20 protein-coding genes are annotated in these 22,560 nt (G+C 67.1%); 11 read left to right on the plus strand and 9 right to left on the minus strand.

The annotated features are described in order from the left end of the window. Position 1: 1 nt before the first annotated feature. From EV674_RS10250 to EV674_RS10260, 3 genes are all read right to left on the minus strand, one after another. Positions 2 to 1,387, minus strand: coding sequence for a circularly permuted type 2 ATP-grasp protein (locus tag EV674_RS10250; protein WP_445512699.1), 1,386 nt, complete (start codon positions 1,385 to 1,387; stop codon positions 2 to 4). Between the two features lie 107 nt (positions 1,388 to 1,494). Then, positions 1,495 to 2,532: a response regulator transcription factor gene (locus EV674_RS10255; RefSeq protein WP_132750428.1), complete on the minus strand. Its 1,038-nt coding sequence runs from the start codon at positions 2,530 to 2,532 to the stop codon at positions 1,495 to 1,497. Further along, a complete protein-coding gene (locus EV674_RS10260; RefSeq protein ID WP_119013245.1) occupies positions 2,510 to 6,115 on the minus strand; it encodes a hybrid sensor histidine kinase/response regulator in 3,606 nt (1,201 codons plus the stop codon). Before EV674_RS10260 ends, EV674_RS10255 begins: the two co-directional genes overlap by 23 nt. A 221-nt stretch (positions 6,116 to 6,336) precedes the next feature. Between EV674_RS10260 and EV674_RS10265 the strand changes: the two genes are divergently transcribed. The 7 genes from EV674_RS10265 to ureG all read left to right on the plus strand — a co-directional run bounded on the left by EV674_RS10265 (position 6,337) and on the right by ureG (position 11,412). Beyond that, positions 6,337 to 6,639: an urease subunit gamma gene (locus tag EV674_RS10265; protein WP_119013244.1), complete on the plus strand. Its 303-nt coding sequence runs from the start codon at positions 6,337 to 6,339 to the stop codon at positions 6,637 to 6,639. 78 nt (positions 6,640 to 6,717) lie between these two features. Beyond that, on the plus strand, positions 6,718 to 7,281 hold the full coding sequence (locus EV674_RS10270) for a HupE/UreJ family protein (RefSeq protein ID WP_243647379.1): 564 nt from the start codon (positions 6,718 to 6,720) through the stop codon (positions 7,279 to 7,281). A 35-nt stretch (positions 7,282 to 7,316) separates the two neighbouring features. Continuing rightward, positions 7,317 to 7,622, plus strand: a complete 306-nt coding sequence (locus tag EV674_RS10275) for an urease subunit beta (RefSeq protein ID WP_119013242.1) — start codon at positions 7,317 to 7,319, stop codon at positions 7,620 to 7,622. 78 nt (positions 7,623 to 7,700) lie between these two features. After that, positions 7,701 to 9,419 carry an urease subunit alpha gene (gene ureC / locus EV674_RS10280; RefSeq protein WP_119013241.1) on the plus strand — a complete coding sequence of 573 codons (1,719 nt, stop codon included), beginning with the start codon at positions 7,701 to 7,703 and terminating at the stop codon, positions 9,417 to 9,419. A 27-nt stretch (positions 9,420 to 9,446) separates the two neighbouring features. Further along, complete coding sequence (gene ureE / locus EV674_RS10285; protein WP_119013240.1) at positions 9,447 to 10,037, plus strand: urease accessory protein UreE; 591 nt, start codon at positions 9,447 to 9,449, stop codon at positions 10,035 to 10,037. Then, complete coding sequence (locus EV674_RS10290) at positions 10,034 to 10,741, plus strand: urease accessory protein UreF (RefSeq protein WP_119013239.1); 708 nt, start codon at positions 10,034 to 10,036, stop codon at positions 10,739 to 10,741. The genes ureE and EV674_RS10290 overlap by 4 nt, the downstream gene beginning before the upstream one ends. Further along, positions 10,738 to 11,412 carry an urease accessory protein UreG gene (gene ureG / locus EV674_RS10295; RefSeq protein WP_119013238.1) on the plus strand — a complete coding sequence of 225 codons (675 nt, stop codon included), beginning with the start codon at positions 10,738 to 10,740 and terminating at the stop codon, positions 11,410 to 11,412. The genes EV674_RS10290 and ureG overlap by 4 nt, the downstream gene beginning before the upstream one ends. A 130-nt stretch (positions 11,413 to 11,542) precedes the next feature. On the opposite strand, the gene EV674_RS10300 is transcribed toward ureG, so the two are convergent. The 4 genes from EV674_RS10300 to gatC all read right to left on the minus strand — a co-directional run bounded on the left by EV674_RS10300 (position 11,543) and on the right by gatC (position 15,789). Then, positions 11,543 to 12,238, minus strand: coding sequence for a DsbA family oxidoreductase (locus EV674_RS10300; RefSeq protein ID WP_119013237.1), 696 nt, complete (start codon positions 12,236 to 12,238; stop codon positions 11,543 to 11,545). 191 nt (positions 12,239 to 12,429) lie between these two features. Next, entirely contained in the window at positions 12,430 to 13,878 is a 1,449-nt protein-coding gene (gatB, locus tag EV674_RS10305) for an Asp-tRNA(Asn)/Glu-tRNA(Gln) amidotransferase subunit GatB (RefSeq protein ID WP_119013236.1), read from the minus strand. A gap of 110 nt (positions 13,879 to 13,988) precedes the next feature. Continuing rightward, on the minus strand, positions 13,989 to 15,482 hold the full coding sequence (gatA, locus tag EV674_RS10310; RefSeq protein WP_119013235.1) for an Asp-tRNA(Asn)/Glu-tRNA(Gln) amidotransferase subunit GatA: 1,494 nt from the start codon (positions 15,480 to 15,482) through the stop codon (positions 13,989 to 13,991). Between the two features lie 7 nt (positions 15,483 to 15,489). Beyond that, a complete protein-coding gene (gene gatC / locus EV674_RS10315) occupies positions 15,490 to 15,789 on the minus strand; it encodes an Asp-tRNA(Asn)/Glu-tRNA(Gln) amidotransferase subunit GatC (RefSeq protein ID WP_119013234.1) in 300 nt (99 codons plus the stop codon). Between the two features lie 229 nt (positions 15,790 to 16,018). Between gatC and EV674_RS10320 the strand changes: the two genes are divergently transcribed. The 4 genes from EV674_RS10320 to mrdA all read left to right on the plus strand — a co-directional run bounded on the left by EV674_RS10320 (position 16,019) and on the right by mrdA (position 20,702). After that, entirely contained in the window at positions 16,019 to 17,062 is a 1,044-nt protein-coding gene (locus EV674_RS10320) for a rod shape-determining protein (protein WP_119013233.1), read from the plus strand. Between the two features lie 119 nt (positions 17,063 to 17,181). Then, positions 17,182 to 18,102 carry a rod shape-determining protein MreC gene (gene mreC, locus EV674_RS10325; RefSeq protein WP_119013232.1) on the plus strand — a complete coding sequence of 307 codons (921 nt, stop codon included), beginning with the start codon at positions 17,182 to 17,184 and terminating at the stop codon, positions 18,100 to 18,102. Between the two features lie 49 nt (positions 18,103 to 18,151). Continuing rightward, the gene (gene mreD / locus EV674_RS10330) at positions 18,152 to 18,670 is read left to right on the plus strand and encodes a rod shape-determining protein MreD (RefSeq protein ID WP_119013231.1); all 519 of its coding nucleotides are present in this window, start codon (positions 18,152 to 18,154) and stop codon (positions 18,668 to 18,670) included. Between the two features lie 88 nt (positions 18,671 to 18,758). After that, positions 18,759 to 20,702 (plus strand): penicillin-binding protein 2, encoded by a 1,944-nt coding sequence (gene mrdA, locus EV674_RS10335; protein WP_119013230.1) that lies wholly within the window; start codon positions 18,759 to 18,761, stop codon positions 20,700 to 20,702. Positions 20,703 to 20,738: 36 nt separating this feature from the next. Here the strand turns inward: mrdA and rocF are convergent, their stop codons facing one another. Both rocF and EV674_RS10345 read right to left on the minus strand, forming a co-directional pair. Beyond that, positions 20,739 to 21,674, minus strand: a complete 936-nt coding sequence (rocF, locus tag EV674_RS10340; protein WP_119013229.1) for an arginase — start codon at positions 21,672 to 21,674, stop codon at positions 20,739 to 20,741. A 90-nt stretch (positions 21,675 to 21,764) separates the two neighbouring features. Then, the gene (locus EV674_RS10345) at positions 21,765 to 22,523 is read right to left on the minus strand and encodes a sulfite exporter TauE/SafE family protein (protein WP_119013228.1); all 759 of its coding nucleotides are present in this window, start codon (positions 22,521 to 22,523) and stop codon (positions 21,765 to 21,767) included. Between the last annotated feature and the right edge of the window lie 37 nt (positions 22,524 to 22,560).

The raw sequence follows: 22,560 nt of genomic DNA on the forward strand, positions 1-22,560 counted from the left end.
CTCAGGCCTCCAGAATCCAGGTGTCCTTGGTGCCACCACCCTGGGACGAGTTGACCACCAGCGAGCCTTCTTTCAGGGCCACGCGCGTCAGGCCACCGGCCACCATCGACACCTCGCGGCCACTGAGCACAAACGGGCGCAGGTCGATGTGGCGCGGCGCAATGCCGCTCTCGACAAAGGTCGGGCAGCTGGACAGGCACAGCGTGGGCTGGGCGATGTAGTTGCTGGGGTTGGCGCGCACGCGCTCTTTGAAGTCGGCCACCTCGGCGGCTGTGGATGCAGGCCCGACCAACATGCCGTAGCCGCCCGCGCCATGCACCTCTTTGACCACCAGCTCGGCCATGTGCTTCAGCACATGGGCCAGGTCGTCCGGCTTGCGGCATTGCCAGGTGGGCACGTTGTGCAGGATCGGCTCCTCGTTCAGGTAGAAGCGGACCATGTCGGGCACGTAGGGGTAGATCGACTTGTCGTCGGCCACGCCGGTGCCGATGGCATTGGCCAAGATCAGGTGGCCCTGCTTGTACACCGACAAGAGGCCCGGCACGCCGAGCATGGAGTCGGCGTTGAAGGCCAGCGGGTCGAGAAAGGCGTCGTCAATGCGCCGGTAGATCACGTCCACCCGCTGCGCGCCCACGGTGGTGCGCATGTAAAGGTAGTCGTCCTTGACGAACAGGTCCTGCCCCTCCACCAGCTCGACGCCCATTTGCTGGGCCAGGAAGGCGTGCTCGAAGTAGGCCGAGTTGCACGGCCCCGGTGTCAGTACCACCACGCTGGGGTTTTCCACTTCGCTGGAGTGGCGCAGGGTATCGAGCAGCAAGGTCGGGTAGTGCGCCACCGGGGCCACCGGATAGCGGGCAAACAGCTCGGGAAACAGCCGCATCATCATCTTGCGGTTTTCCAGCATGTAGCTCACGCCGGAAGGCACGCGCAAGTTGTCTTCCAGCACGTAGTAGCCGCCATCGCAATGGCGGATCAGATCGACCCCGGTGATGTGCGCGTAAATGCCGTGTGGCAAGTCCAGGCCCTGCATGGCGGGCTGGTACTGGGCGTTGGCAAATACCTGTTCGGCGGGAATGAGCCCGGCTTTGATGATGTCGTGGTCGTGGTAGATGTCCCACAAGAAGCGGTTCAGCGCCGTCACCCGCTGGCGCAGGCCCGCTTCCAGCATCTTCCACTCGTTGGAATGCACGATGCGCGGCACGGTGTCAAACGGAATCAAGCGCTCGGCCCCGGCCTCGTCGCCATACACCGCAAAGGTGATGCCGACCTTGTGGAACAGCAAATCGGCCTCGGCGTGTTTCTTGGCCAGCGCCTGGGGCGTTTGCGCGTGCAGCCAGTTGGCAAAGGATTGGTAATGCGGCCGGATGGCGCCACTGGGCAGCAGCATCTCGTCGTAATGGTCCGCAGCGGGTAAGGTCAATGCGTGCATGGGAACTCCGTCGGCTAGAGCCCTGTGCCACGCAAGGACTGTGCCACGTTGCGGGCTACTGGGGCCTACCCCTCGAACTGCGGGTGCGACTGCCGGATGCGCGCCATGGCCATGCCCGCCGCCGCCGTGCGCGTTTCCACGCCCAGCTTGACGTACACCCGCTCCAGGTGCTTTTTGACGGTGGCCGGGCTGCTGCCCAGAATCTCGCCAATGTCGCGGTTGGTCTTGCCCTTGACCAGCCAGTACAGCACTTCGGCCTCGCGCGCCGTGAGCTTGAAGCCCAGGCCCAGGCAGGCGATCACGGCGGTATCGGACACCTCGCGCATCACGATCAGCCAGTCGCCGCCGCCCTCGCCATCGCCGGTCTGCTGGTGCAGCCGAAAACTCAGGCAGCGCGCGCCCTGCTGCACGTTCAGGCGCGGCGGCTCTTGCTGCTGCTGCGCCAGCCGCTCCAGGTCGGGCAGGTGCTGGCGCAGCCAGTCCAGCACCACGGTGGGCGCATAGGGCGCGCTGCTGCCAAAGTAATCGAGCAGCAGGTCGCGCGCCAGCGGGGTTTGCCACATCAGCCGCCCATCGCCCACGCGCACCGTGATGCTGGCGTAGCCAAAGGCGTCCAGCGCGTTGCGCGCCTGTCCGGCCTGGCGCACCTCCTGGCGGGCGCGGCGCGCGCCTTGCAGGTGCACGTTCATGCGCGCCAGCACTTCCTTGGGCTTGATGGGCTTGGTCACGTAGTCCACGCCGCCCGCCTCCAGCGCCGCCACCAGGTGCTCGGTCTCCGTCAGCCCGGTCATGAAGATGATGGGAATGTGCGCCGTCTGCGCCATGGCCTTCAGGCGCCGCGCCACCTCGAAGCCGTCCATGCCGGGCATCAGGGCGTCCAGCAGCACGATGTCGGGCAGCGCCTGTGCGGCACGTTGCAGCGCCGCTTCGCCGCGCGTGGCCACCAGCACGGTGTAGCCCGATTCATCGAGCGCATCGTGCAGCACGGCCAGGTTGTCGGGCACGTCATCGACGATCAGCACCACGTCGCTGTGCGCGCGGTCGAGGATCGGGGGTGCCGACGTGGGCTCAGGGGGAAGCTCAGGGGGTAGGTGGGGGTGCATGGGGTGCCTGTTGAAGAATCTGCTCCATGGCCTCGAACTGGAACGCCTGGGCCAGTGCGCGCAGGGTCTGCACGAAGGCGGCGTGGCCGCTGTGGCTGCGCTCGATCTCGTCCAGCGCGTTCAGGATGCCCCGGTAGTAGCCCAGCGACACGCTGTGCTGCAACGCCGCCAGCGCCGCGCCCTCCGGAAACACCAGCGGCGCGGGCGCCGCCACCGGGGCGGCGGCGGGCGCAGCGGGCGCTGGCGCATCGACCCACACCAGGGCCAGGCGGCGCTCCAGCCAGTCCAGCAGCTCGCTGTGGCGGATGGGTTTGACGATGAAATCCCCGGGGCCGATGCCCAGCGCGTTCTCCAGCCCCTTGTCAAAGGCGTTGGCCGAGACGATGGCGCAGTGCAGATCGGGCAGCGCCATCTGGCGCACGCGCCGCAGCGTCTCCCAGCCGTCAATGCCGGGCATGGCCAGGTCGATCAGCAGGGCGTCGGGCCGGTAGCCGCTGGCCAGCAGGTCGAGCGCGTCGTGCCCGCTGCAGGCCTGGCGCAAGGCAAACCCCCGGGGTTCCAGCAGTTGCACCAGCAGTTCGCGGTCGGCCTCCTCGTTGTCCACCACCAGGATGCGGCGGCGCGCACCGGCATAGGCGCGGCGCGGTGGGGCTGCGCGCGCGCGGGCCGGGGCCTGGCCCCAGGCATCGGCATGCACCTCGGGCAGGAACAGCTTGATGTGGAAGGCCGAGCCCACGCCGGGCTGGCTGGTGAGCGTGAGTTCGCCGCCCATCAGCTCGGTCAGCATCTTGGCAATGGTCAGCCCCAGGCCCGCGCCCGGCACGGGCGCTGCGGCGCTGGCGCCCGAGGTGCCCGGCGCACCGCCCCGCGCAAACGGCTCGAAGATGTGGGCGATTTCTGCCTCCGTCAGGCCCGGGCCGGTGTCTTGCACGCTGATGCGCGCCATCTCGCGGGCGTAGCGCACGCGCAGCGTGACGCTGCCCTGTGCCGTGAACTTGATGGCGTTGCCCAGCAGGTTGATGAGGATCTGGCGCAGGCGCTTTTCGTCGGCGCGCACCACCTCGGGCAGCACGCCCTGCACGTCGAACACAAAGGCCAGGCCCTTGGCGGCGGCTTGCAGCTCGAACAGGTCGGCCATCTCGTGCAGGCCGTCGGCCAGGCGCATGGGGGCCACGTCCAGGGTGAGCTTGCCGGATTCGATGCGCGCAATGTCCAGCGTGCCCTCGATCAGCGACAGCAGGTGCTCGCCGCCCCGGCGGATCACGTTCACCGCCTGCTGGCGGTGCGGCGGCACGCTGGCGTCGTCGCCCATGAGCTGGGCATAGCCCAGGATGCTGTTGAGCGGCGTGCGCAGTTCGTGGCTGATGGCGCTGATGTAGCGGCTCTTGGCCTGGTTGGCCTGGTCGGCCACGCGCCGCGCCTCCTGCAAGGCCTGGTCGGTCTGGTGGTGCAGGGCGATTTCGCGTTGCAGCAAATGCGTTTGCCGGTTGGATTCCTGCTGCGCCACCTGGCGGCTCTGGTGCGCCAGCACCAGCCACCAGGCCACGATGCCGGCAATCAGCAGCAGCGCCAGGTAGGCCTTGAGCAGGCCCGACTGCAAGGCGCTGGCCGTGTCCTGCTGCGCGCTGGCATCGGCGCCGGCCAGCGCCAGCGTCTGCAACTCCTGGTGGTAGAACAGCCCGAACACCGCCGCCAGCAGCGGCGCAATCACCAGCATCAGCAGCAAGAAGTGCCCCAGCCCCTTGTCCAGCGAGCGCCACACGCGCCGTGGCAGCAGCCAGCGCAAGGCCGCCGACCACTGCACCGCCAGGCTGGCGTGCGGCTTGCACATGTCGCCGCAGCGCGCGTCCAGGGTGCAGCACAGCGAGCAGATGGCGCCCCGGTAGGCGGGGCACTGCGCCATGTCGGGCGCTTCGTACGCGCGCTCGCACACCACGCAGCGCTGCACGGCCACTGCCGCCCGGCCCGCCCCGTGCGGGCGCGGCGCCGCCGCCGGGCCGACCCCCGGTGCATCCGCCCCGGCGCAGGGGCGTGACCCGTGCGGCGGCGCAGCAGCGGCACGCGCCAGGTAGTAGCGCCCCTGCGTGGCCCAGGCTATCAGCGGCGCCGCGACAAACGCCGTCACCATGGCAATCACCGCCGAGAACGCCTGCGCCAGCGCCCCAAACAGGCCCAGGTGCGCGGCCATCGACAGCAGCGAGGCCAGCGCCATCGCGCCCACGCCCACCGGGTTGATGTCGTACAGGTGCGCCCGCTTGAACTCGATGCCCCGGGGCGACAGCCCCAGCGGCTTGTTGATGACCAGATCGGCCACCACGGCCATGATCCAGGCAATGGCCAGGTTCGAGTACAGGCCCAGCACCTCGCCCAGCGCCCGAAAGACGTTCATCTCCATCAGCATGAAAGCGATCAGCGTGTTGAACACCACCCACACCACGCGCCCCGGGTGGCTGTGCGTGAGGCGCGAGAAGAAGTTGCTCCACGCCAGCGAGCCGGCATAGGCATTGGTGACGTTGATCTTGAGTTGCGACACCACCACGAACAGCGCCGTGGCCGCCACCGCCCAGCCGTAGTGTGGAAACACGTACTCGTAGGCCGCCAGGTACATCTGGTTGGGGTCTACCGCGCGGTCCACGGGCACGCTGTGCGTGATGGCCAGGTAGGCCAGTAGCGCGCCGCCCAGCATCTTGAGCACGCCCAGCACCACCCAGCCCGGGCCACCGGCCAGCACGCCCAGCCACCAGCGCCAGCGCTGGGCCGGTGCGCGCGCGGGCATGAAGCGCAGGTAATCGGCCTGCTCGCCCATCTGCGTGATGAGCGCAATGCCCACGGTGAGCGCCGCACCGAACAGGGGCAGGCTGAACGCCGTGGCCCGGCCCGATTCACCGCCGTAGTGCGTGACCCCGGCAAACGCACCAGGATCGCGCACCAGCACGAACACATACGGCACCACCAGCATCACCAGCCACAGCGGCTGTGTCCACATCTGCAGGCGGCTGATGGTGGACACGCCGTGCGTCACCAGCGGAATCACCACCAGCGCGCACACCAGGTAGCCCCAGCGCGGCGGCACGTCCAGCGCCAGCTCCAGCGCGTAGGCCATCACGGCGGCCTCCAGCGCAAAAAAGATGAAGGTGAAGGTGGCGTAGAGCAGCGACGTGACCGTCGAGCCGATGTAGCCAAAGCCCGCGCCGCGCGTGAGCAAGTCCATGTCCACGCCGTAGCGGGCGGCGTACACGCTGATGGGCAGGCCCGCCAGAAAGATGATCAGCCCCGTGGCCAGGATGGCCCAGAAGGCGTTGACAAAGCCGTACTGCACCAGCAGCGTGGCGCCCACGGCCTCCAGCACCAGAAACGATGCCGCGCCAAACGCCGTGTTGGCCACGCGCCATTCCGACCACTGGCGAAAGCGCTGCGGCGTGTAGCGCAGCGCGTAGTCCTCCAGGGTTTCGGTGGCCACCCAGCGGTTGTAGTCGCGGCGCACCTTGACCACCTGCTGGGGCGCGCCCGCTGGCGTGTCCGCAGGCGCCGCCGGGGGCGGGGCGCCTGCGTGGCTGGGCGGGGCGGTGGAGGGCTGCGGCATGGTGGAGTGGGGGCCAAGGCGTACCCGGCGCGGGCACACAGCAGCCGGGTGCAGTTTTCATGCCATCTCCCGGCGCCCGCCGGGCAGGCACGATGTTTGCTGACAAGCCTGCATACCCCGCACCCCGCACCCCGGAGCCCGCGCATGGAACCCACGCCCCGTGCTCGGCCAGCGTGTTCTGGCCGCATGGGCTGACTGACCAAAGCATGGAGTGAAACGACATGGAACTCACGCCCCGTGAAAAAGACAAACTGCTGATCTTCACCGCCGCGCTGCTGGCCGAGCGCCGCCGCGCGCGCGGCCTGCAGCTCAACTACCCCGAGGCCGTGGCCCTCATCAGCGCTGCCGTGATGGAGGGCGCGCGCGACGGCAAGACCGTGGCGCAACTGATGAGCGAGGGCCGCAACGTGCTCACGCGCGCCGACGTGATGGACGGCATCGCCGAGATGGTTTCTGACATCCAGGTCGAGGCCACCTTTCCCGATGGCACCAAGCTGGTCACCGTCCACCAGCCCATTGTCTGACGCCTGAATTTCAAGCCTTTTTGGCTTCCAGCCCTTTATCCACCTGCGCTACCAGCTATGAAAAACAAAGCACTTTCCATGGCCTTGGCCACCCTGACCCTGCTGCCCGCGCTGGCCTGGGCCCATGCCGGCCATGCCGACCACGGCCCCGGCGGCTTGCTGCAAGGGCTGCTGCACCCGATCACCGGCCCCGACCACCTGGCCGCCATGCTGGCCGTGGGCGTGTGGAGCGCGCTGGCCGTGCGGCCGGCGTGGCTGGCGCCAGCGGCCTTTGTGGCGCTGCTGGCCGTGGGGGCGGTGGCGGGCTTTGTCGGCGTGGCGGTGCCGGGCGTGGAGCCCATGGTGGCCGCCTCGCTGCTGGTGCTGGGCCTGTTGCTGGCGCAGCGCCGCCAGCTGCCCCTGGCGCTGACCACCGTGCTGGTCGGCGCTTTTGCCTTCTTCCACGGCGCGGCGCACGGCACCGAGCTGGGCGGCGCGGGCCAATGGCTGGCGCTGGTGGGCATGCTGGTCAGCACGGCGCTGCTGCACGGCACGGGCATGGCCCTGGGCCACGCCGTGGTGGCGCGCCACCGCTGGCTGGCCGTGCTGGCGGGCGCATCCACCGCGCTGCTGGGCGCGGCGCTGCTGGTGCGCATGGCCTGAACCACCCCCGCCCCCCCGCGCTTGAAAGGCCCCCCATGACCCCCGGCGAACTCCTCATCAACGACGGCGCGCACGCGCTCAACACCGGGCGGCGCACGCTCACCCTGGTGGTGCGCAACACCGGCGACCGGCCCATCCAGGTCGGCTCGCACTACCACTTTGCCGAAACCAACGCTGCGCTCGGTTTTGACCGCGCTAGCGCGCGCGGCATGCGGCTGAACATCACCAGCGGCACGGCGGTGCGCTTTGAACCCGGCCAGCAGCGCACCGTCGAGCTGGTGGACTACGCGGGCGAGCGCGCGGTGTTCGGCTTTCGCGGCCTGACACAAGGGCTGCTCTGAAAAATATGAACCAAATCGGCCTCCAGCGCTTGTGCAGTCAGCGCGAGCAGCTATCAAAACCATAGAAAGCCCTTGCCCATGGCCACCATCGAACGCCGCGCTTACGCTGAAATTTTTGGCCCCACCGTGGGCGACCGCGTGCGCCTGGCCGACACCGACCTGATCGCCGAGGTCGAAAAAGACTTCACCCTGCAAGCGGGCAGCTACGGCGAAGAAGTGAAGTTTGGCGGCGGCAAGACCATCCGCGACGGCATGGCGCAAAGCCAGCGCAGCCGCGCAGAAGGCGCCATGGACACGGTGCTGACCAATGCGCTGATCTTCGACCACTGGGGCATCGTCAAGGCCGACATTGGCCTCAAGGGCGGGCGCATCGCATCCATAGGCAAGGCTGGCAACCCCGACACCCAGCCGGGCGTGGACATCGCCATCGGCCCCGGCACGGAGATCATCAGCTGCGAGGGCCACATCGTCACGGCGGGCGGCGTGGACAGCCACATCCACTTCATCTGCCCGCAGCAGATCGAAGAAGCCCTGGCCAGCGGCGTGACCACCCTGCTGGGCGGCGGCACCGGCCCGGCCACCGGCACGCTGGCCACCACCTGCACGCCCGGCCCCTGGCACCTGGAGCGCATGTTGCAGGCGGCCGATGCCTTTCCCATGAACCTGGGCTTTCTCGGCAAGGGCAACGCCAGCCTGCCGGCCGCGCTGCACGAGCAGATCAGCGCCGGCGCCATTGGCCTGAAGCTGCACGAGGACTGGGGCAGCACCCCCGCCGCCATCGACAACTGCCTGAACGTGGCCGAAGAGACGGACACGCAGGTGGCCATCCACACCGACACGCTGAACGAATCGGGCTTTGTCGAAGACACCGTGGCGGCGTTCAAGGGCCGCACCATCCACACCTTCCACACCGAGGGCGCGGGCGGCGGCCATGCGCCCGATATTTTGAAAGTGGTGGGCGAGGCCAACGTGCTGCCCAGCTCCACCAACCCCACGCGCCCCTACACCATCAACACGCTGGACGAGCATGTGGACATGCTCATGGTGTGCCACCACCTGAGCCCCGCCATTGCCGAAGACCTGGCTTTTGCCGAGAGCCGCATCCGCAAGGAAACCATCGCCGCCGAAGACATCCTGCACGACCTGGGCGCCATCAGCATGATGAGCAGCGACAGCCAGGCCATGGGCCGCGTCGGCGAGGTCATCCTCCGCACCTGGCAGACGGCGCACAAGATGAAGCAGCAGCGCGGCGCACTCCCCGGCGACGGCGCGCGCAACGACAACTTCCGCATCCAGCGCTACCTGGCCAAATACACCATCAACCCCGCCATTGCGCACGGCATCGGCCACGAAGTGGGCAGCATCGAGGTGGGCAAATGGGCCGATCTGGTGGTCTGGAAGCCGGCGTTTTTTGGCGTCAAGCCGTCGCTCATTTTGAAGGGCGGCTGCATCGCCATGGCCGCCATGGGCGACCCCAACGGCTCCATCCCCACGCCGCAGCCGGTGCACTACCGGCCCATGTTCGGCGCCTTTGGCGGGGCCATCGCCAGGACCTCGCTCACCTTTGTTTCGCAGGCCGGGCTGGCGGCGGGCATTGGCGATCGCTTTGGCCTGCACAAAACGCTCAGCGCCGTCAAAGGCATTCGCGGCCTGGGCAAGCGGCACATGATCCACAACGACTACGCGCCGCGCATGGAGGTGGACGCGCAAACCTACGTGGTGCGCGCCGATGGCCAGCTGCTGACCTGCGAGCCCGCCACCAGCCTGCCGATGGCGCAGCGCTACTTCCTGTTCTGAACCCCGAACCCTGAGCCCTGAACCACCATGCTCCACGTCTCCAAACTGTTGCCCCGTGGCCAGCACCTGGCGCCCGTGCTGCTGCAACGCGCCGCCGAGGTGGTGCTGGACTGGGACACGCGCCAGAAAAGCCGCTTCCAGGCCACCGACAGCCAGGGCCGCACGCTGGGCGTGTTTTTGCCGCGCGGCAGCGTGGTGCGCGGCGGCGACGTGCTGGTGGCCGAGGACGGCACGCTGGTGCGCGTGGTGGCCGCGCCGCAGGCGGTGCTGCGCATCACGCCCTGCCCGCAGCACGGTACGCCGTTTGATCTGGTGCGCGCCGCCTACCACCTGGGCAACCGCCATGTGCCCATCGAGCTGACCCCGGCCTATTTGCAGATCGAGCCCGACCATGTGCTGGCCGACATGCTGCGCGCCATGCACCTGGCGGTGCAGGAACAGCAGGCCGCCTTCGAGCCCGAAAGCGGCGCCTACGGCGACCACGCTGCCAGCCACGGGCATGGGCATAGCCACAGTCATCCCGGTAGCCCCCCGAACGGCTCTGCGCACACCCACGGCCCCGCGCACGAGCACGAGCACGAGCACGGCCATGGGCACGCCCCGCACGGACACCGATGAGCACCGCCCCCGCGCCCCTGCCCGCTGCCAGCCTGCTGCAACTGATCTGGCTGGCCTCGCCAGCGCTGCCCGTGGGCGGGTTTTCTTACTCCGAAGTGCTGGAAGTGGCCGTGGAGCGGGCGGGAGTAGCTACAGAAAGTGCAGCATCCGACTGGCTCATCGACCAACTGCGGCTGACCCAGGCGCGCGCCGATCTGGCCGTGCTGGGCCGGGCCCTGGCCGCCTGGCGGCGGGGCGACCACGCCACCGTGCGCACGCTGAACGACTGGGTGCTGCACACGCGCGAGAGCAGCGAAATGCGCTTGCAGACCGAGCAGATGGGCCGCTCCCTGGCCGACTGGCTGCGCAACCAGCACGCCGGCGTGCCCGAGCGCCTGGAGGGCGTTGCCGCGCTGGCGGCGCTGCCGCCCACCTACCCGGTGTCTTTCGCGCTGGCCGCCGCCAGCACCGAGGCTGGCGCGCGCGACGTGCTGTTGGCTTATGCCTTTGGCTGGGCCGAGAACATGGTGCAGGCCGCGCTCAAGGCCGTGCCGCTGGGCCAGAGCGCGGGCCAGCGCATCCTGGCGCGCCTGGCCGCCGCCATCCCCGCTGCCGCAGACCATGCGCTGGGGCTGACCGACGACCAGCGCCAGTCTTTTTCGCCCATGCTGGCCATCTTGTCGGCCCAGCATGAAACCCAATACTCCCGCCTGTTCCGCTCATGACCAACGCACTGCACCACATCCCCCGCCGCACCAAACCCCTGCCGCCGCTGCGCGTGGGCATTGGCGGCCCCGTCGGCTCGGGTAAGACCACGCTGCTGGAAATGCTCTGCAAAACCATGCGCGAGCACTACGACCTGATCGCCATCACCAACGACATCTACACCAAGGAAGACCAGCGCCTGCTCACCGTGAGCGGCGCGCTGCCCGCCGAGCGCATCCTGGGCGTGGAAACCGGCGGCTGCCCGCACACCGCCATCCGCGAAGATGCTTCCATCAACCTCGAAGCGATTGACCGCATGCTGGTGCAGTTTCCCGAGGCCGACATCGTTTTCATCGAGAGCGGCGGTGACAACCTGGCCGCCACCTTCAGCCCCGAGCTGAGCGACCTGACGATCTACGTCATCGACGTGGCGGCGGGCGAGAAAATCCCGCGCAAGGGCGGTCCCGGCATCACCAAAAGTGATCTGTTCGTCATCAACAAGACCGACCTGGCCCCCTACGTGGGCGCCAACCTGGCTGTGATGGACGCCGATACCCGCCGCATGCGCACCAACGCCCAGGGCCTCAAGCCCTTCGTGATGACGAATCTGAAAACGCTGGAGGGGCTGGCGCAGGTGGTGGACTTCATCGTCACCCGGGGCATGCTGGCGCCGGGCGCCGCAGTTTCTTAGCGCGTTATCAAGCTGAGCGTGGCAGGCCTTTTTTCACAGCCCTCGACGGGCCTCTGAACATGCTGCCGCTGGCAACGGGCGATAGAACGGCCAGGGCACCCCGGCCGGGAGTGCGCACCGGGCTATCGGGCTATGCGGACTGCACAGACGCCGCCGACGTGTTGGCCGCGCCCGCCACCTGGCGCAGTGCGCGTTCAAACACCTCGACCGGCTGGCCGCCGGAAATCAAATGCTGGCGGTTCAGGATGATGGCCGGCACGGAATGGATGCCGGCGTCCAGAAACTCCTGCTCGCGCTGGCGCGTCGCTTGGGCGTATTCGTCGCTGGCCAGCACTTCGCGCGCCTGCGCGGTATTCAAACCCGCCTCGCCAGCCAGGCGCACCAGCACGTCGTGGTCAGACGGGTTCTCGCCATCGGTGAGGTAGGCCTTGAGCAGCGCTTGCTTGAGCGCCAGCTGCTGCGCCGGCCCTTGCAGCTCGGCCCAGTGCAGCAGGCGGTGGGCGTCAAAGGTGTTCCAGACGCGGCTGCGCCGCTCGGGGTCGTAGGTGAAGCCGACGGCTGCGCCGCGCTCGCGGATGGCTTGGCCGTTGGCGCGCGCCTGCTCGGCGCTGATGCCGTACTTTTGCGTCAGGTGCTCGATGGTGTCCTGGCCTTCGGCGGGCATGTGGGGGTTCAGCTCAAACGGCTGAAAGTGCAGCTCGGCGGTGATGTCCGGCGCCACGCGGGCGAGAGCGGCTTGCAGCGCGCCCAGGCCGACGGCGCACCAGGGGCAGGAAACGTCGGAGACAAAGTCGATGCGCAAGGTGGGGGGAGGGGAATAGGTCATAGCGCACATTCTTCACCGCACGGCACACCTTGTGTCGCTTTCTGTTTTTTGGCCCTGGCAGGAAGTGGGTTTGCTCACATGGCAGGAAGGAAAAAATGGTTTCGGCAACGGCTGCTCATTGCAGTACCGCATCCCGTTGCTGCGCCATATCCTGACCGTTTGGCGCCCTGGTCAGCCAGCCAAAAACAGCGCTAGCCGCCCAGCCGCGCGCGCAGCAAATCAGTGGCCTGCTGCGGGTTGGCCTTGCCCTTGCTGGCCTTCATGATCTGGCCAATCAGGGCGTTGAACGCCTTGTCCTTGCCGGCCTTGAACTGCTCGACGTTGCCGGGGTTGGCGGCAATCACCTCATCGACGATTTTTTCCAGCGCGCCGCTGTCATTCATCTGCTTGAGGCCCTTGGCCTCGATGACCGCATCGACATCGCTGGCCTCGCCGCTCCACAGCGCCTCGAACACCTGGCGCGCGGCGTTGTTGCTGATGGTGCCGTCCTGGATGCGGCCAATCAGCGCGGCCAGTTGCGCGGCGCTGACGGCGGCGCTTTCGATGCCGCTGTCTTGCGCGTTCAGGCGGCGCGAAATCTCGCCCATGATCCAGTTGCTGGCCAGCTTGGCCTGGCCGCTGGCCTGGGCGGCGGCTTCAAAGTAGGCGGCCATGGCCTTGCTTTGCGTGAGGAGGGTGGCGTCGTACTCGGGCAGGCCGTAGTCCTGCACAAAGCGCGCCGCCATCACGCGCGGCAGCTCGGCCATGTCGGCGCGCACGCGCTCCACCCACTCGGGCGCAATCACCAGCGGCGGCAGGTCGGGGTCGGGGAAGTAGCGGTAATCGGCCGCGTCTTCCTTGGTGCGCATGGCGCGCGTCTCGCCCGTGTCGGGGTTGAACAGCACGGTGGCCTGCTGGATGGCGCGGCCATCTTCAATCTCTTCAATCTGCCAGCGGATCTCGTAGTCGATCGCCTGCTGCATGTTCTTGAAGCTGTTGAGGTTCTTGATCTCGCGGCGCGTGCCCAGCGGCTGGCCGGGCTTGCGCACCGAGACGTTGGCATCGCAGCGAAACGACCCCTCTTGCATGTTGCCGTCGCACACGCCAATCCAGGTGACGAGCTTGTGCAGCTCTTTGGCGTAGGCCACGGCCTCTTCGGACGAGCGCATATCGGGCTCTGTCACGATCTCCAGCAGCGGCGTGCCCGCGCGGTTCAGGTCGATGCCCGACTGGCCGAGAAAGTCTTCGTGCAGCGATTTGCCCGCGTCTTCTTCCAGGTGGGCGCGCACCAGGCGCACGGTTTTCTTCTCACCCTCCAGAAAGAACGACACCTCGCCGCCCTGCACCACCGGAATCTCGAACTGGCTGATCTGGTAGCCCTTGGGCAGGTCGGGGTAGAAGTAATTTTTGCGCGCAAAAATGCTGACGGGCGCAATGTGCGAGCCCAGCGCCAGCCCGAGCTTGATGGCGCAGGCCACGGCCTCGCGGTTCATCACCGGCAGCGTGCCGGGCAGGGCCAGATCGACGGCGCAGGCCTGGGTGTTGGGCTCGGCGCCAAAGGCGGTGCTGGCGCGGCTGAAGATTTTGCTCTTCGTGGCCAGCTGGGCGTGGGTTTCAAAGCCGATGACGACTTCGTAACCGTGGATGAGTTTCGCAGACATGGGGCTGTCCTTGGCTATCAAAATGGGAGCTGCTGGCGCACGGCTGGCGGCGTTATCAGCATGATTTGGTGCTGAATCGCTTGCGTGGCGTGCGCTGGCAGCTATGGTTTTCAGAGCGGTGTGCGCAGGTGGAAGTCCGTGGCCTGCTGCAGGCGGTGGGCGGCGTTGAGCAACCGCGCCTCGGCAAAGTAGTTGCCAATCAGTTGCAGGCCCACGGGCATGCCGCCCGCGCCAAAGCCTGCGGGCACGCTCATGCCGGGCAGGCCCGCCAGCGAGGCGGGCAGCGTGAAGATGTCGGCCAGGTAGTCGGCCAGCGGGTCGTTGCCGTGCTCGCCGATTTTCCAGGCCACGGTGGGCGCCACGGGGCCAGCGATCAGGTCGCAGTCTTGGAAGGCGTTCTGGAAGTCGTTGGCGATCATGCGGCGCACCTTTTGCGCTTGCAGGTAGTAGGCGTCGTAGTAGCCGTGCGAGAGCACATAGGCGCCGGTCATGATGCGGCGCTTGACCTCGGCGCCAAAGCCTTCGGCGCGGGTCTTTTTGTACATGTCTTCGAGGTCGGTGAAGTTGTTGGCGCGGTGGCCAAACTTCACGCCGTCAAAGCGGCTCAGGTTGGACGATGCCTCGGCGGGCGCAATGATGTAGTAGACGGGAATGGACAGCTCGGTGCGCGGCAGGCTGATGGGAACCAGCTTGGCACCGAGCTTTTCGTATTCGCGCAGGGCGGCATCGACGGCGGCGCGCACATCGCTGGCCAGGCCGTCGCCAAAGAACTCTTTCGGGATGCCGATGCGCAGGCCGTCCAGGCTGTCGTTGAGCGAGCGGCTGAAGTCCTCAGCGGGCATGTCCAGCGAGGTGGAGTCGCGGTCGGGGTCGGGGCCGCACATGGCGGACAGCAGGATGGCGCAGTCTTCGGCGCTGCGCGCCATCGGGCCGGCCTGGTCGAGGCTGGAGGCATAGGCCACCATGCCGTAGCGCGAGGCGCGGCCATAGGTCGGTTTGATGCCGGTGATGCCGCAAAACGATGCCGGCTGGCGGATGGAGCCGCCGGTGTCGGTGCCGGTGGCGGCTGGCGCCAGGCGCGCGGCCACGGCCACGGCGCTGCCGCCGGACGAACCACCGGGCACATGGTCGTGGTTCCAGGGGTTGCGCACGGGCGCCGGGGCGTCAAAGCCGACGGGCGCGACGGCGGAGTTTTCGTTGGCCGAGCCCATGGCGAACTCGTCGCAATTGAGCTTGCCCAGCGTCACGGCGCCCGCCTGGGCGAGTTGGGTGACCACGGTGGCGTCAAAAGGCGACTGGTAGCCCACCAGCATCTTCGAGCCAGCGGTGGTGGGAAAGTCGCGTGTGACGAAGATGTCTTTGTGGGCGATGGGCACGCCTTCCAGCACGCCAGCGGTACCCGCAGCGATGCGCGCATCGGCGGCGCGTGCCTGGGCCAGCGTGGCCTCTTCGTTGAGGGCGACATAGGCGCCCAGCGCCTGGTGCTGTTGGGCGCGGGCCAGAAAATGCTGGGCGGTCTCCAGGGCGCTCACGTGGCGCTCGCGCAGGGCGCTGGCCAGCGCGGCCACGCTCAGGTCATGCAGGGGGGGGTTGGAAGAAGTCATGCGTGCGTCACTCAATCACTTTGGGCACCAGGAACAGGCCGCGCTCCACGGCGGGAGCGCTCTTCTGGTTGGCTTCGCGCTGGTTGGGTTCACTGGCAACATCGTCGCGCAGGCGAAGCTGTACGTCCTGGATGGTGGCCACCGGGTGGGCCAGGGGTTCGATACCGCTGGTGTCCACCGCACGCATCTGCTCCACGGTGGCAAAAAAGCCATTGAGTTGTGTGAGCATGCGCTCGCTCTCGGATGGGCTGAGTTCAAGCCGTGCCAGATGGGCAATGCGGCCAATATCCTGGGGGGTCAGTGCCATAGGGGGAATGGGTGTCAGATGGGCGTCAGAAACCAGATGTAAAGCTGTGTCTGCGGATGTACCAAAAAGGGTTGTCCACAGGGGATGCGGTATTATCCCGCCTTTGCCGCAATACCATGCCCACTGCCGGTCATTGTGCGAAAAAGAGCCACTTTAGACCCCGTAAACACCCCGTTACATACCCGGCGACTGCAAGCCGAAGCGCATGCCGTGCCCGAGAGGATTTTGAATGTTCGGAGCTTTCCGTCGGTACTTCTCCACCGACCTGGCCATTGACCTTGGCACCGCCAATACCCTGATTTTTGCCCGCGACAAGGGCATTGTCCTCGACGAACCTTCGGTGGTGGCCATCCGCCACGAAGGGGGCCCCCACGGTAAGAAAGTGATTCAGGCCGTGGGCCGCGAGGCCAAGGCCATGCTGGGCAAGGTGCCCGGCAACATCGAGGCCATCCGCCCGATGAAGGACGGCGTGATTGCTGACTTCGTCATCACTGAGCAGATGATCAAGCAGTTCATCAAGATGGTGCATCCGCGCACCTTGCTCACGCCCAGCCCGCGCATCATCATCTGTGTGCCCTGTGGTTCTACGCAGGTGGAACGCCGTGCTATCAAAGATGCAGCAGAAGCCGCAGGCGCCACGGCCGTTTACCTGATTGAAGAGCCCATGGCTGCTGGCATCGGCGCTGGCCTGCCAGTGAGCGAGGCCAGCGGCTCCATGGTGGTTGATATTGGCGGCGGCACCACCGAGGTGGGCGTGATCTCGCTGGGCGGCATGGTCTACAAAGGCAGCGTGCGCGTGGGCGGTGACAAGTTCGACGAGGCCATCATCAGCTACATCCGCCGCAATTACGGCATGCTGATTGGCGAACCCACCGCTGAGGCCATCAAGAAAAACATCGGCTCGGCCTTTCCTGGCTCGGAAGTCAAAGAGATGGAAGTGCGTGGGCGCAACCTGTCGGAAGGCGTGCCGCGCAGCTTCACCATTTCCAGCAACGAAGTGCTGGAAGCCCTGACCGAACCGCTCAACCAGATTGTCTCTGCCGTGAAAAACGCGCTGGAGCAAACCCCGCCCGAACTGGGCGCCGATATTGCCGAACGCGGCATGATGCTGACCGGCGGCGGTGCGCTCTTGCGCGACCTCGATCGCCTGCTGGCCGAAGAAACCGGCCTGCCCGTGCTGGTGGCTGAAGACCCGCTGACCTGCGTGGTGCGTGGTTGCGGCATTGCGCTGGAGCGCATGGGGCGCACTGGCAGCATCTTCACCAGCGAGTGAGGCGGCCTGGCCTGCCCGGCAGGCCGACATGCCGCAATTGCATGACCGCTTTTGCCACCTTCCGAGCCGATGCTGCGCTGGTGCGTGCCGGGCAGCGCAACGCCTGAACGGAGGCCCCCATGTCCCTGGGAACCCTGGACCGCACCACGCCCTCTTTTATGCGCCAAGGGCCATCTGCCCTGTCGCAAATCGTTTTGTATATTGCGCTGGCGCTGTTGCTGATGCTGGCGGATGTGCGCTGGCGCATCACCGACCCGCTGCGCCAGGTGGTGTCCACGGTGCTGTATCCGGTGCAGTGGCTGATGGTGCAGCCGCTGGAGTTTTTCAGCCGCGGGGCAGACTATTTTCACGCCCTGCAAACCGCACAGGATCAGGCCGACACCGCGCGCAAAGAGGTGTTGCAGCTGTCGCTGCGTGCCAACCAGGCCCAGGAGCTGCTACAGGAGAACGAGCGGCTGCGCAAGCTGCTCGATTTGCGCGAGCGGCTGCAAGCGCCTGCACGGGCGGCGCAAATCCTGTACGACACGGCCGACCCCTACACGCGGCGCGTGGTCGTGGACCAGGGCCAGGTACACGGGGTGGAACTGGGCTCGCCGGTGCTAGACGACGCTGGCGTGCTGGGCCAGGTCACGCGGGTGCACCCGTTTCTGAGTGAGGTGACGCTGCTGGTGGACCGCGACCAGGCCATTCCCGTGCTCAATATCCGCACGGGGGCGCGCGGCGTGGCCTATGGCGACCCGGTGGCCAGCCACGGCGGCGGTCTGGAACTGCGTTTCGTCTCGGCCAACGCCGATGTGCAAGAGGGCGATGTGCTCACCACCAGCGGACTCGATGGTGTCTACCCCTCTGGCCTGCCCGTGGCACGGGTGGTACGGGTAGAGCGGCGCGCCGACTCCGCATTTGCGCGCATTTATTGCACGCCCACCGCGCGGGTAGAGGGTGCGCGCCATGTGATGCTGATTACACCGACGGCGGGCACCGATCCGGCGCGCCCCACCGCCGAGCCCGCGGCAGTGCTCAAGAAGGGCAAACAAAAATGAAACGCCAGCCACTTCCAGGGCACCTGCGGCGCACAGGGCGGGAGGCACCATGATCATGCCCCGTGGACAGCAACTGCTGCTGCCAGTCAACCCGGTCTTCATTGGCGCCAGCTTGGCAGCGGCGCTGGCCATCAACATGCTGCCCCTGGGCCGCGTGCTCTGGATGCCCGATGTGTTGATGGTGCTGCTGGCCTTCTGGGGCGTACACCAGCCTCTGCGTGTGGGCATGGGGCTGGCCTTTGTGTTCGGTCTGTGCATGGACGTTCACCAGTCTGCGCTGCTGGGCCAGCATGCGCTGGCCTATGCGCTGGTGCTGTTTGGCACCTCCATGACGCACCGGCGGCTGCTGTGGTTTCGGGCCTGGTTGCAGGCGCTACAAATGTTGGGTCTGTTTGTGGGCGCACATGCGCTACAGGCGCTGATTCGGTTGTTGTCGGGGGGCGTGTTTCCGGAGTGGGACATTTTGTGGGCGCCGGTGCTGGAGGCCTTGCTGTGGCCGCTGGCCAGCATGTTGCTGCTGGCGCCGCAACGCCGCGCTCCCGACCAGGATGCCAACCGGCCGTTATGAGCGAGATGTGCTCTGGCTTGGCGGTAGGGTATGGCCTGCGTGGTGCCAGCGCAGTGCCTGAGTGCAGGTGCCAACCAGGGGGTGCGCCTTGACCGAGCTGCGCAATGTGGAGCTGGATGCGGCGCGTTTTCGCGCCCGTGTGCTGGTGGTGGGGCTGGCGGTGTTGCTGGCGTTCTGCCTGGTGGTGGCGCGCCTGGTTTTTTTGCAGGTGGTGCGCCACGAGGATTTGGCCGAACAGGCCGAGAGCAACCGCACTGCCGTGCTGCCGGTGGTTCCCAACCGGGGCCTCATTCTGGATCGCAATGGCGTGGTGCTGGCCACCAACTACGCCGCCTACACGCTGGAGATCACACCCTCCAAGGCCGGGGTGCTGGAAGAAACCATTCAGGAGCTGTCCAAGGTGGTGGACATCCACGCCCGTGACAAACGCCGCTTCAAGCGCCTGATGGAAGAGTCGCGCAGCTTTGATTCGCTGCCCATCCGTACCCGCCTGACCGACGAAGAGGTGGCCCGTTTCACGGCCCAGCGCTACCGCTTTCCGGGCGTGGACATCAAGGCGCGGCTGTTTCGCAACTACCCGCTGGGCGAGGTGGCCAGCCACGCCATTGGCTACATCGGGCGCATCAACCAAAAAGAAAAAGAGCGCATCGAAGACTCCGAAGAAGAAGCCAATTACCGGGGCACCGAGTACATCGGCAAGCTGGGCATAGAGCAAAGCTTTGAAGCGCAGCTGCACGGCATCACCGGCGTGGAGCAAATGGAAACCTCGGCGGGCGGGCGCGCCGTGCGCCGGCTCAACAGCTTTCCTGCCACGCCGGGCCATACGGTGGCCTTGTCGCTGGACATCAAGCTGCAAAAGCTCATTGAAGACCTGTATGGCGATCGCCGGGGTGCGCTGGTGGCCATAGACCCGCGCAATGGCGAGGTGCTGGCACTGGTGAGCAAGCCCACGTTCGATCCCAACCTGTTCGTCGAGGGGATTGACCAGGAAAACTGGAGCGCGCTCAACGAGTCCATTGACAAACCGCTGCTCAACCGGGCGCTGCGCGGCACCTACCCGCCGGGCTCGACCTACAAACCGTTCATGGGGCTGGCGGCGCTGGAGACGGGCAAGCGCACCGCAGGCACCATCATCCACGATGGTGGCTCCTGGACGTTTGGTGGCCATACCTTCCGCAGCCATGGCGACCACGGCCTGGGTGCGGTGGATTTGTACCGCAGCATCGTGCAGTCGAGCAACGTGTACTACTACCAGCTGGCCAATGACATGGGCGTCGATGCCATGCACGACTTCATGAAACCGCTGGGCTTTGGCCAGTTCACCGGCATTGACCTCAATGGCGAGCTGCGCGGCGTGCTGCCCAGCCAGGAGTGGAAGCGCAACGCCTACCGCCGGCCCGAGCAGAGAAGGTGGTATGCGGGCGAAACCATCTCGCTGGGCATTGGTCAGGGTTACAACAGTTTCACCATGCTGCAACTGGCCTACGCCACGGCCACGTTGGCCAATGGTGGCGTGCAGCACCGCCCGCACCTGGGCATGGCCACCATCGATGCGGTCACGCGCGAGCGCCGCTCCATCGAGCCCCCGGCGCCGGTCAACCTGGGCTACAAGAGTGAGCACATCGAGGCCGTGCGCCGCGCCATGGTGGGCGTGACGCAGGGCGGCACCTCGACGCGGGTGTTTGCTGGCGCGCGCTACGTGTCGGCGGGCAAAACCGGCACGGCGCAGGCCGTCACCATCGGCCAGAAAGACAAGTACAACGCCGCGCGCCTGCAAGAGCGCCAGCGCGATCACGCCCTCTACATCGCCTTTGCCCCGGCGGATGCGCCGCGCATTGCGCTGGCCGTGATTGTGGAGAACGCCGGTTTTGGCGGTGCCCAGGCGGCGCCCATCGCCCGGCGCGTGTTCGATTACTGGCTGCTGGACGAATACCCCAGCGAAGAAGACATTGCCGCCGTGCGCAAAGGCCAGGCCATGGCGCCCGTCGGCAAGTCCCGGCCCGTGGCCGAGATCGAGCTGCCGGTGCGCTGAAAGCGCCGCGCGGCGGCATGTCCCCGCGCGGCGCTTTCAGCGCGCGCGCATCAGCGTGCTTTTGCCAAACAGGCTCTCCAGCAAGTCCACGGCCAGTTCGGCGCTCTGGTTGCGCACGTCGCGCGTCGGGTTCAGTTCCACCACATCCACCGAGCCCAGCGCACCGCAGTCGGCCAGTATCTCCATGCACAGCTGGATTTCGCGGTAGGTGGGGCCGCCGCGCACGGGCGTGCCTACCCCGGGTGCCACGGTGGGGTCGAGGCAGTCCAGGTCAAAGCTGACGTGCAGGTGGGTGTGCCGGTCCACACCGTACAGGGCCTGCGCCATGGTGGCGCGCATGCCCACCTCGTCGATGTAGCGCATGTCGTACACCTCGATGCCCAGGGCGTTGACGAAGCGTTTTTCTGCCGCGTCCACGCTGCGCACGCCCAGCAGGGCCAGTTGCGCGGGCACCAGCGCCGGGCTGTGCTCCGCCAGGTGCGTCAGGCCCTGCGGCCCGTGGCCCAGCAGGCAGGCCACGGGCATGCCGTGCAGATTGCCACTGGGGCTGGTGGCCGGGGTGTTGGCATCGGCATGGGCGTCCAGCCACAGCACTTTCAGGCGCTGGCCGCGCTGGCGGCAGTGCCGGGCCACAGCGCTGATGGAGCCCACGGCCAGGCTGTGGTCGCCGCCCAGCAGCAGCGGCAGGTGGCCTGCCGCCAGCGCTTCGGCGACGGCGCCACACACCGCCGCATTCCACTGCGCCACCTCGGCCAGATGCCGAAAACCCTGCTGCGGCGCGTGCCCGGCGTGGTGGTCTACGCCGGGGCCACTCAGGTTGCCTTGGTCGATGGCGTGCAGGCCGCGTGCGCGCAGCGCTGGGGCGATACCGGCAATGCGCAGGGCGTCTGGCCCCAGGCTGGTGCCGGGCAGGTTGGCGCCTGCATCGCTGGGTGCGCCGATCAGGGCGATGGAGGGGCGGGGTGTGGGCATGGCAGGGGCCTTTCGGGTGGCAAAGCGGCGCAGGCGGGCGACCGTGTGGACAAAGGCCGCAGGGCGGGCCGGTGTGGCCGGCCCTGGCGCTCAGCGCAGAAAGGCGTCGTAACCCGTTTTCAGGATGAGCAGGCTGACCACGGCAATGAATATGCCACGCACAAACCCCGTGCCGTGCTTGAGCGCCATGTGCGTGCCCAACACGCTGCCCAGCACGTTGGCCACGGCCAGCGGCAGGGCAAAGTGCCACCAGACATGGCCTTTGAGCGAGAACAGGATGATGGCAGCCACGTTGGTGGCCACATTGAGCAGCTTGGCCGATGCCGAGGCGTTCAAAAAGTCGTAGCCCAGCAGGCGCACGAACAAAAACACGAAAAAGCTCCCCGTGCCCGGCCCAAAAAAACCATCGTAAAAGCCGATGCTGGCGCCGATCAGGCTGGCGGCCACCCACTCGGCGCGGCCCGCAAAGCGCGGCTGGTGGTGGCGCCCCAGCTCTTTTTTGGCCAGCGTGTAGCCCAGCACCGCCAGCAGCACCAGCGGCAGCAGCTTGCGCAAAAAGTCGGGTGAGAGCACCGTCACTGCCCAGGCTCCGGCAAAAGCGCCCGCAAACCCGGCCAGCGCCGCTGGCAGCATGGCCGCCCAGCGCAGTTGCACGCGGCGGCTGTATTGCCAGGTGGCGATGGCCGTGCCCCAGACAGCGCCTGCCTTGTTCGTGCCCATCAGCGTGGCCGGTGCCGTGCTGGGGAAGGTGGCAAACAGCGCTGGCAGCAAAACCAGGCCACCGCCGCCCACGATGGCATCCACAAAACCGGCCAGCAGCGAGGCCAGCGTGACAACAATCCATTCCATGGGCCGATTGTCGCACCCAATTTTGCTATGGACTTGA

The sequence above is a fragment of the Simplicispira metamorpha genome, assembly GCF_004341365.1.
Lineage (GTDB): Bacteria > Pseudomonadota > Gammaproteobacteria > Burkholderiales > Burkholderiaceae_C > Simplicispira > Simplicispira metamorpha.